The organism is Actinotalea sp. (assembly GCF_041597215.1).
Classification (GTDB): domain Bacteria; phylum Actinomycetota; class Actinomycetes; order Actinomycetales; family Cellulomonadaceae; genus Actinotalea.
This window is the reverse complement of record NZ_JBFHHB010000149.1, coordinates 1-8228: the sequence shown is the minus strand read 5'-3', so window position 1 is coordinate 8228 and position 8228 is coordinate 1. Positions and strand designations below refer to the sequence as shown.

The 8228-nt window shown below is 73.4% G+C and carries 7 protein-coding genes and 1 tRNA gene; 6 read left to right on the top strand and 2 right to left on the bottom strand.

The window, feature by feature from the left end:
* Nucleotides 1–20: 20 nt before the first annotated feature.
* A tRNA-Arg gene (locus ABWK99_RS10995) sits at nt 21–93 on the bottom strand.
* Nucleotides 94–179: 86 nt separating this feature from the next.
* Nucleotides 180–869, bottom strand: coding sequence for a FadR/GntR family transcriptional regulator (locus tag ABWK99_RS10990; RefSeq protein ID WP_372594746.1), 690 nt, complete (start codon nt 867–869; stop codon nt 180–182).
* Nucleotides 870–1081: 212 nt separating this feature from the next.
* On the opposite strand from ABWK99_RS10990, the gene argS reads away from it, so the two are divergent.
* The 6 genes from argS to ABWK99_RS10960 form a co-directional block, all read left to right on the top strand.
* Nucleotides 1082–2761 (top strand): arginine--tRNA ligase, encoded by a 1680-nt coding sequence (gene argS / locus ABWK99_RS10985; protein WP_372594745.1) that lies wholly within the window; start codon nt 1082–1084, stop codon nt 2759–2761.
* On the top strand, nt 2758–4110 hold the full coding sequence (lysA, locus tag ABWK99_RS10980; protein WP_372594744.1) for a diaminopimelate decarboxylase: 1353 nt from the start codon (nt 2758–2760) through the stop codon (nt 4108–4110). Before argS ends, lysA begins: the two co-directional genes overlap by 4 nt.
* A gap of 118 nt (nt 4111–4228) precedes the next feature.
* Entirely contained in the window at nt 4229–5524 is a 1296-nt protein-coding gene (locus ABWK99_RS10975) for a homoserine dehydrogenase (RefSeq protein ID WP_372594743.1), read from the top strand.
* Complete coding sequence (gene thrC, locus ABWK99_RS10970) at nt 5525–6604, top strand: threonine synthase (protein ID WP_372594742.1); 1080 nt, start codon at nt 5525–5527, stop codon at nt 6602–6604.
* On the top strand, nt 6601–7521 hold the full coding sequence (gene thrB / locus ABWK99_RS10965) for a homoserine kinase (RefSeq protein ID WP_372594741.1): 921 nt from the start codon (nt 6601–6603) through the stop codon (nt 7519–7521). Before thrC ends, thrB begins: the two co-directional genes overlap by 4 nt.
* Nucleotides 7522–7798: 277 nt before the next feature.
* On the top strand, nt 7799–8228 hold a 430-nt coding region (locus tag ABWK99_RS10960), incomplete at its 3' end, for a Rho termination factor N-terminal domain-containing protein (RefSeq protein ID WP_372594740.1).

The window sequence follows — 8228 nt, the reverse complement described above, 5'->3', positions numbered from 1 at the left end:
GTTCCCGCTGGTCAGATGGGTGCCCGCGATAGGATTCGAACCTACGACCTTCTGCTCCGGAGGCAGACGCTCTATCCCCTGAGCTACGCGGGCGGGGCGGTGAGAACCTTACCAGCCCGGCGATGCGGTGCGACCACGCGGCGCACCTGCCGCACCGGCACGGCGACGGCCGGCGACGATCATCGCCGCGCGTCCTCCGACGGGGCCTGCTCGTCCCAGGTCGCCCCGCTGATGAGGTCCGAGAGGTAGCGGTCGATCTCGCGCATCGCCGCGTCGGGGTCGCAGTCCGCGATCGCCTCCACCAGGGCGTGGTGGGAGTCGTCGTCGTGCACGGGGTGCTCGAAGTTGAAGCGGATGTTGTCGGTGATCGCGTCCTGGAGGTTCTCGTACAGGGCGAGCAGCACCGGGTTGTGCGCGGCGTGCGCGATCGTGCGGTGCAGGGCGAGGTCCGCCGCGACCATCTGGTCCATCTCGCCGCGGGCGTACGCGGCGCTCCGGGAGTCGCGCAGCCCGCGCAGCTTCTCGACCTCGACAGGCGTCCGGCGCAGTGCGGCGAGGCGTGCGGACTCCACCTCGAGGCTGCGACGGACCTCGAGCACGTCGCGCTGGTGCGCCCCGGCGATCTCGCGGCCCATCGCGTTGCCCAGCTCGGAGTCGGCCAGCACGTAGGTGCCCGAACCCTGCCGACGCTCCAGCATCCCTGCGTGGACGAGGGACTGCACGGCCTCCCGGACGGTGTTGCGGCCCACGCCGATCAGCTCGGCGAGCTCCGGCTCCGCCGGGATGCGGGTACCGACCCCCCAGACACCCGTGGTGATCTGCTGACGCAGGCGACTGACAGCCTGATCGATCAAGTTCGTGCGACGCATCCCGTCTCCGCTGCTTGGGTGGCTCCATCGATCTTGCGGTGCCACGGGGGGCATCCTCCTCCACTCGGTGGGCTGCGATCCAGTTTGCCCCCGTTCACGTCCGGTTCGGAGCGCCGACGACCCCCGTTCGGACCCGCTTCTGCCCCCGGTCGGGCCTCGTCGGGGCGGGAACGCGTGCCGGCCGCCGCCGGCGTCCTCGCTAGGATCGGCCGGTGACCCCCGCCGAACTCTCCGCCGCTCTGCGCGCCGTCCTCGTCGCCGCCCAGGCCGACGGCACGCTCCCGATCCCTGCCGACGCCCTGCCGGCGAGCGTCCCGGTCGAGCGTCCGCGCTCCCGCGAGCACGGCGACTGGGCGACCAACGTCGCGATGCAGCTGGCGAAGAAGGCCGGGCTGGCGCCCCGCGACCTCGCCACCGCCCTCGCGGAGAGGATGGCTGCGGTCGAGGGTGTGCGCGACGTCCAGGTGGCCGGTCCCGGATTCCTCAACATCACCCTGGATGCCGCGGCAGCCGGTGAGCTCGCCCGCACCGTGGTGGACCAGGGCGTCGCCTACGGACGCGGCACCGCGCTCGCCGGCCAGCGCATCAACCTCGAGTTCGTGTCCGCCAACCCCACCGGGCCGCTGCACATCGGCGGGGTGCGCTGGGCCGCGGTCGGCGACAGCCTCGCGCGGATGCTCGCCGCCAGCGGCGCAGAGGTCACGCGTGAGTACTACTTCAACGACCACGGCTCGCAGATCGACAGGTTCGCCCGCTCGCTCGTCGCGCGGGCCCGCGGGTTGGAGGCGCCGGAGGACGGCTACGGCGGTCAGTACATCGCCGACATCGCCGACGCCGTCCTGGCGCAGATCGCCGAGGCGGGGGAGCCCGACCCGCTGACCCTGCCCGATGCCGAGGCGGAGGAGGCCTTCCGCGCCCGGGGCGTCGAGCTCATGTTCGGCGAGATCAAGGCGGCGCTGCACGCCTTCCGCGTCGACTTCCAGGTCTACTTCCACGAGGACTCGCTGCACGAGTCCGGGGCCGTCGAGCGGGCCGTGGCCCGGCTGCGCGAGCTCGGCCACGTCTTCGAGGCCGACGGTGCCACGTGGCTGCGCACCACGGACTTCGGTGACGACAAGGACCGCGTCATCATCCGGTCCGACGGCATGCCCGCCTACATCGCCGGTGACCTCGCCTACTACCTCGACAAGCGGGAGCGCGGTTTCGACCGGGCGATCATCATGCTCGGCGCGGACCACCACGGGTACATCGGCCGGATGATGGCGATGTGTGCCGCCTTCTGGGACACCCCGTGGGTCAACCTCGAGATCCTCATCGGCCAGCTCGTCAACCTCGTCAAGGACGGGGAGCCGGTCCGGATGAGCAAGCGGGCCGGGACCGTCGTCACGATCGACGACCTCGTCGACGCCGTCGGGATCGACGCCGCGCGGTACGCCCTCGCGCGGTCCTCCGCCGACTCCACGATCGACCTCGACCTGGACCTGCTGAGCCGGGCGACCAACGAGAACCCGGTCTTCTACGTGCAGTACGCGCACGCGAGGACGGCGAACGTGGCGCGCAACGCCAACGATCTCGGCGTCCGGCGCGAGGACGGGTTCGACCCCGCGCTGCTCTCGCACGTGACCGAGTCGACGCTGCTGGCCCGGCTGGGGGAGTTCGGCCGCGTGGTCGCGCAGGCCGCAGAGCTCCGCGAGCCGCACCGCGTCGCGCGGTACCTCGAGGAGCTCGCCGGGAGCTACCACAAGTGGTACGACCAGTGCCGCGTCTCCCCGTTCGGCGACGAGGAGGTCTCCGACCTGCATCGCAGCAGGCTCTGGCTCAACGACGCGACGCGTCAGGTCCTGGCGAACGGCCTCGATCTGCTCGGGGTGAGCGCCCCGGAGCGCATGTGAGCCTCGACCCGCAGCTGTGGCCCGCGGGGACGCGGATCGGCGACGACGGTGCGGTGAGCATCGCGGGGGTCGACCTGCGGGCGCTCGCAGCCGAGCACGGCACCCCTGCGTACGTGCTGGACGAAGCGGACTTCCGCGCCAGGGCCCGGGCCTTCGTCGCCGGGTTCCACGCGGCGTTCGCGGAGATCGGCACAGGGGTCGACGTCTACTACGCGGGCAAGGCCTTCCTCTGCACCGCCGTGGCGCGATGGGCCCACCAGGAGGGTCTGCGGATCGACACCGCGACCGGGGGTGAGCTCGCCGTCGCGCTGCGGGCGGGGGTCCCCGGTCAGGACATCGGCCTGCACGGGAACAACAAGTCCGATGCGGAGATCGCGCGCGCGCTGGACGCCGGGGTGGGGCGCATCGTCGTGGACTCCCTCGCCGAGATCGAGCGGGTCGCCGACGCCGTCGCTGCCCGGCCCGACCGTGCGGGGCTCCCGGCGCCGGTGATGGTGCGCGTGACCACGGGCGTGCACGCCGGTGGGCACGAGTACATCGCCACCGCGCACGAGGACCAGAAGTTCGGGCTGTCCGTCACCGGCGGTCAGGCGATGACCGCCCTGCTCGCCGTCCTCGCCCGCCCGGAGCTCGAGCTCGTCGGGCTGCACTCGCACATCGGCAGCCAGATCCTTGACCCCTCGGGGTTCGAGGCCGCGGCGCGCGTGGTGCTCACACTCCGGGCCGAGCTCGCCGCGCGCACCGGGTACCTGGTGCCGGAGGTGGATCTCGGCGGGGGATACGGCATCGCCTACCTCCCGGGCGACGTCCCGCTCGACCCCGCCCGCGTGGCGAAGGATGTCGCAGGGGTCGTCGCGGAGACCTGCGCTGACCTCGGCACGGGGCTCCCGCGCATCTCGATCGAGCCCGGCCGGGCGATCGTCGGTCCGTCGACGGTCACCCTCTACACCGTCGGGACGATCAAGCCGGTCCCGCTCGACGGCGGCGTCGTGCGCACCTACGTCTCGGTGGACGGCGGGATGAGCGACAACCTGCGCCCGGCGCTCTACGGCGCGCACTACTCCGCGGCCCTCGTCTCGCGTTCCTCGGTGGCCGAGCCGGTGCTGTGCCGGGTCGTCGGCAAGCACTGCGAGAGCGGCGACATCGTCGTGCACGACGTCGACCTGCCGGGCGACCTCGCCGCCGGTGACCTGCTGGCGGTGCCCGCGACGGGGGCGTACGGGAGGTCCATGGCCTCCAACTACAACCTCGTCCCGCGCCCGCCGGTGATCGCGGTGGCCGACGGGACGAGCCGGGTCCTCGTGCGCCGCGAGACCGAGGACGACCTCCTGGCGCTCGACGTCTCCTGAGCCGTCGGGGCTCCTCGGCGACGCGTTCGCGGACACCAGCCCCGCGGCCTCGCGCCCACCCGTATCCTGGGCCCGCTCCGACGCGGACGGCGTCGAGCGGAGGAGAGGTGGTCGGCCGGTGAGCCTGCGTGTGGCACTGCTCGGATGTGGCGTCGTCGGCACGGAGGTCGCCCGACTGCTCACCACCCAGGCCGACGAGCTCGCCGCTCGGGTCGGTGCCCCGCTGGAGCTCGTCGGGATCGCGGTGCGCGATCTCGCGACGCCGCGTGACGCCGTCGTCGATCCCGCGCTGCTGACGACGGACGCCGAGGGCCTGGTCGAGCGCGCCGACGTGGTCATCGAGGTGATGGGGGGGATCGAGCCCGCTCGTTCCCTGCTGCTGCGGGCCATCGCCGGCGGCGCAGCCGTGGTCACCGCGAACAAGGCCCTGCTCGGCGAGGACGGACCCACGCTCTACGCCGCCGCCGACGCCGCCGGGACGGACCTCTACTTCGAGGCCGCCGTCGCCGGGGCGATCCCGTTGGTCCGCCCGGTGCGCGAGTCCCTCGCCGGCGACCGGATCACCCGCGTGCTCGGGATCGTCAACGGGACGACGAACTACGTGCTCGACCAGATGACGACGACGGGACTCGGCTTCGCCGAGGCCGTCGCCCAGGCCCAGGAGCTCGGCTACGCCGAGGCGGACCCGACGGCGGACGTCGAGGGGTTCGACGCCGCGGCCAAGGCGGCGATCCTCGCCTCGCTCGCGTTCCACACCCGGGTCTCGGTCGCGGACGTGCACCGGGAGGGCATCTCCGGCGTCACCGCCGACGACGTCGCCTGGGCCGGCCGCACGGGGCACGTCATCAAGCTCCTGGCCGTCGCCGAGCGCCTGCCGGACGCGCAGGGGACCGACGGCGTCGTCGTCCGGGTGCACCCGGCCCTCGTCCCGGTCGAGCACCCGCTCGCGGGCGTCCGTGGCGCCTTCAACGCGGTCTTCGTCCAGGCGGAGGCCGCGGGCGAGCTCATGTTCTACGGTCGCGGCGCGGGCGGTGCCCCGACGGCCAGCGCCGTGCTCGGCGACGTCGTCACCGTCGCGAGGCACCGGGTGCTGGGCGGCAAGGGGCCCGTCGAGTCGCGGTACGCGGAGCTGGCGGTGCATCCCATCGGTGCGGCCCGCACGCGGTACCAGGTCCACCTGCGGGTGGCCGACCGGCCCGGCGTCCTCGCCGCGGTGGCGGCCGTCTTCGCCCAGCACGGCGTCTCCCTGCAGGGAGTCCGTCAGTCCGGCGGGTCCGACGAGGTCCGCACCGCGGAGCTCCTCGTGATCACCCACGGTGCCCGTGAGTCCGATCTGGCCGCGACGGTCGCCGACCTGCGCGCGCTCGAGGTCGTCGAGGACATCCTGTCCGTCCTGAGAGTCGAAGGAGCCTGAGTGGCCGCACAGTGGCGTGGCGTCATCGCCGAGTACGCCGACCGTCTGCCCGAGCACGTCCGCACCCATGTCGTCACCCTGGGTGAGGGCGGCACCCCGCTGGTGCCCGCCCCCGCGCTGGGGCGCATGGTCGGCGCGGAGGTGTACCTCAAGGTCGAGGGGATGAACCCCACCGGCTCCTTCAAGGACCGCGGGATGACCACCGCCATCTCGGCGGCGGCGGCCCACGGGGCGAAGGTCGTCGTCTGCGCGTCGACCGGCAACACCTCGGCGTCGGCCGCCGCCTATGCCGTCGCCGCAGGGATGACCTGCGCGGTGCTCGTCCCGGACGGCAAGATCGCGATGGGCAAGCTGAGCCAGGCCGTCGCGCACGGCGCCCGGCTGCTCCAGGTCGACGGCAACTTCGACGACTGCCTCGTCGCGGCGCGCAAGCTCGCGGACGCCTACCCGGTCGAGCTCGTCAACTCGGTCAACCCCGACCGCATCGAGGGGCAGAAGACCGGCGCCTTCGAGATCGTCGACGCCCTCGGCGACGCCCCGGACATCCACTGCCTCCCGGTCGGCAACGCCGGCAACATCACCGCCTACTGGCGCGGGTTCGGCGAGTACGCGGCCGACGGCCCGGCGACCAGGCGCCCGGCGATGTGGGGCTTCCAGGCGGCGGGGTCCGCCCCGATCGTCCTGGGCCACCCGGTCGACGAGCCCGAGACGATCGCGACGGCGATCCGGATCGGCAACCCGGCCTCGTGGGAGCAGGCGCTCGCGGCAAGGGACGAGTCGGGCGGGCTCATCGACGCGGTCACGGACGAGCAGATCCTCGCGGCGCACCGCATCCTGGCCTCCCAGGTCGGGGTCTTCGTCGAGCCTGCCTCCGCCGCAGGGGTCGCGGGACTGCTGATGATGGCCGAGCAGGGTCGTGTCCCCGCGGGGGCACGCATCACGATCACCGTCACGGGGCACGGGTTGAAGGACCCGCAGTGGGCCCTGCGCACGCCGGACGGCTCGGAGGTCAGGCCCGAGCGGGTCGCACCCGATGTCATGTCCATCGTCGCGGCGCTCGGCCTGGAGGGCCAGGAATGAGACTCGGCTCCGACCACGTCCGCGTGCGCGTCCCTGCGACGAGCGCCAACCTCGGGCCCGGCTTCGACGCGATGGGCCTGGCACTCGGCCAGTTCGACGAGGTCGAGGTCCGTGCGCTGGGCAGCGCCGAGGTCAGGGTCGAGGTGACCGGTGAGGGCGCTGGCGAGCTGCCCACGGGGGAGGACCACCTCGTGGTCCGCGCGATCCGTGCGGCTCTCGACGACGTCGGCGCCCCGCAGGTGGGCCTGCACCTGGTGTGCCACAACACGATCCCGCACGGGCGGGGGCTCGGTTCCTCCGCAGCGGCGGTGGTCGCCGGGATCCTCGCCGCCCGCATGCTCATCGGTGAGCCCGAGGCCCTGCACAACACCGCTGCCTTCCGGATCGCCTCGGCGTTCGAGGGGCACCCGGACAACGCCGCGCCGGCCATCCTCGGCGGTGGCACCATCTCCTGGACCGGCCAGGACGGGCCCCATGCCACGCAGCTCGCGCTGCACCCGGACGTCGAGCCCGTCGTGCTGGTGCCCACGACCCGGCTGGCGACCAAGACCGCGCGTGGAGTGCTCCCGGCGACGGTCCCGCACGCCGACGCCGCCTTCACGGCCGGCCGGGCCGCCCTGCTCGTCCAGGCGCTGTGCCAGCGTCCGGAGCTGCTCCTCGAGGCGACGGAGGAGAAGCTGCACCAGGGCTACCGGTCCGGAGTCATGCCGGCGACCTGGCGACTCGTGCAGGCGCTGCGCGAGGCGGGGCAGGCCGCTGTCGTCTCGGGGGCGGGACCCTCGGTCCTCGTGCTCGAGCGCGCGAGCGACGGCGACGCCGGCGACCGGACGCGGGAGCGGGTCCTGGCGGGCCTACCGGACACCTGGACGGTGTTGCACCCGGGATTCGCCGACGGGGCGCTGGCCGAGCGGCTCTGAGCTCGCCGGCCGACGGCGGGGTCGGCGGGACCTCCTGCGGGTGAGGTCCCGTGCGCGAGTCGTGCCGGACGGCCCCGTCTCCGGTGATAGTGTGATCGCAATCCCCCGGTAGTGAGCGCGAACAGCGCCGTTACCCGCGCTCAGCGCGGCAGGCGGGATCACCGCCTCCACCGTCCGGTCCACTTCCGGTGCACCGGTGGTGCGAGGAACGCCCGTCGATCGGGCATCGACCCATGCGGCCCACCCATCGGCCGCCGACGAGGGGGAAGGATCCTTCGTGTCAGAGACCATCGAGGCCACCACCGAGCGTTCGCGCGGTGCGGCCCTGTCCACGCTCCGGCTGCCCGAGCTCCAGGTGCTCGCAGCCGAGCTGGGCCTGTCCGGCGCCTCCGGGATGCGCAAGGGCGAGCTCGTCACCGCGATCCGCGAGCGCCGCGCGGGCGGCCAGCCCGCCGCGGCAGCCTCAGCGGCGGGCGAGACCGGACGCACGCGCCGCGCGAGCAGCCGGGCGAAGACGGCCGATCCCACGGCGACGGAGACCGTCGAGAAGCCGTCGGCCGAGCAGCAGCCCTCGGCCGAGCGCGACGTGACCGCCGAGCCGGCAGAGCGACCGGTACGGGCGCGGCGCGAGAGCGCACGCGCAGCGCGCGACACCTCCGCGCAGGACTCGGCGAGCCGCCACGGGAACGAGGACGCCGAGGACCGCG

Bases quoted from the DNA above. Each gene is read 5' to 3' on its own strand.
- thrB (WP_372594741.1), top strand. From the start codon at position 6,601: ATGAGACTCGGCTCCGACCACGTCCGCGTGCGCGTCCCTGCGACGAGC.
- ABWK99_RS10990 (WP_372594746.1), bottom strand. From the start codon at position 869: ATGCGTCGCACGAACTTGATCGATCAGGCTGTCAGTCGCCTGCGTCAG.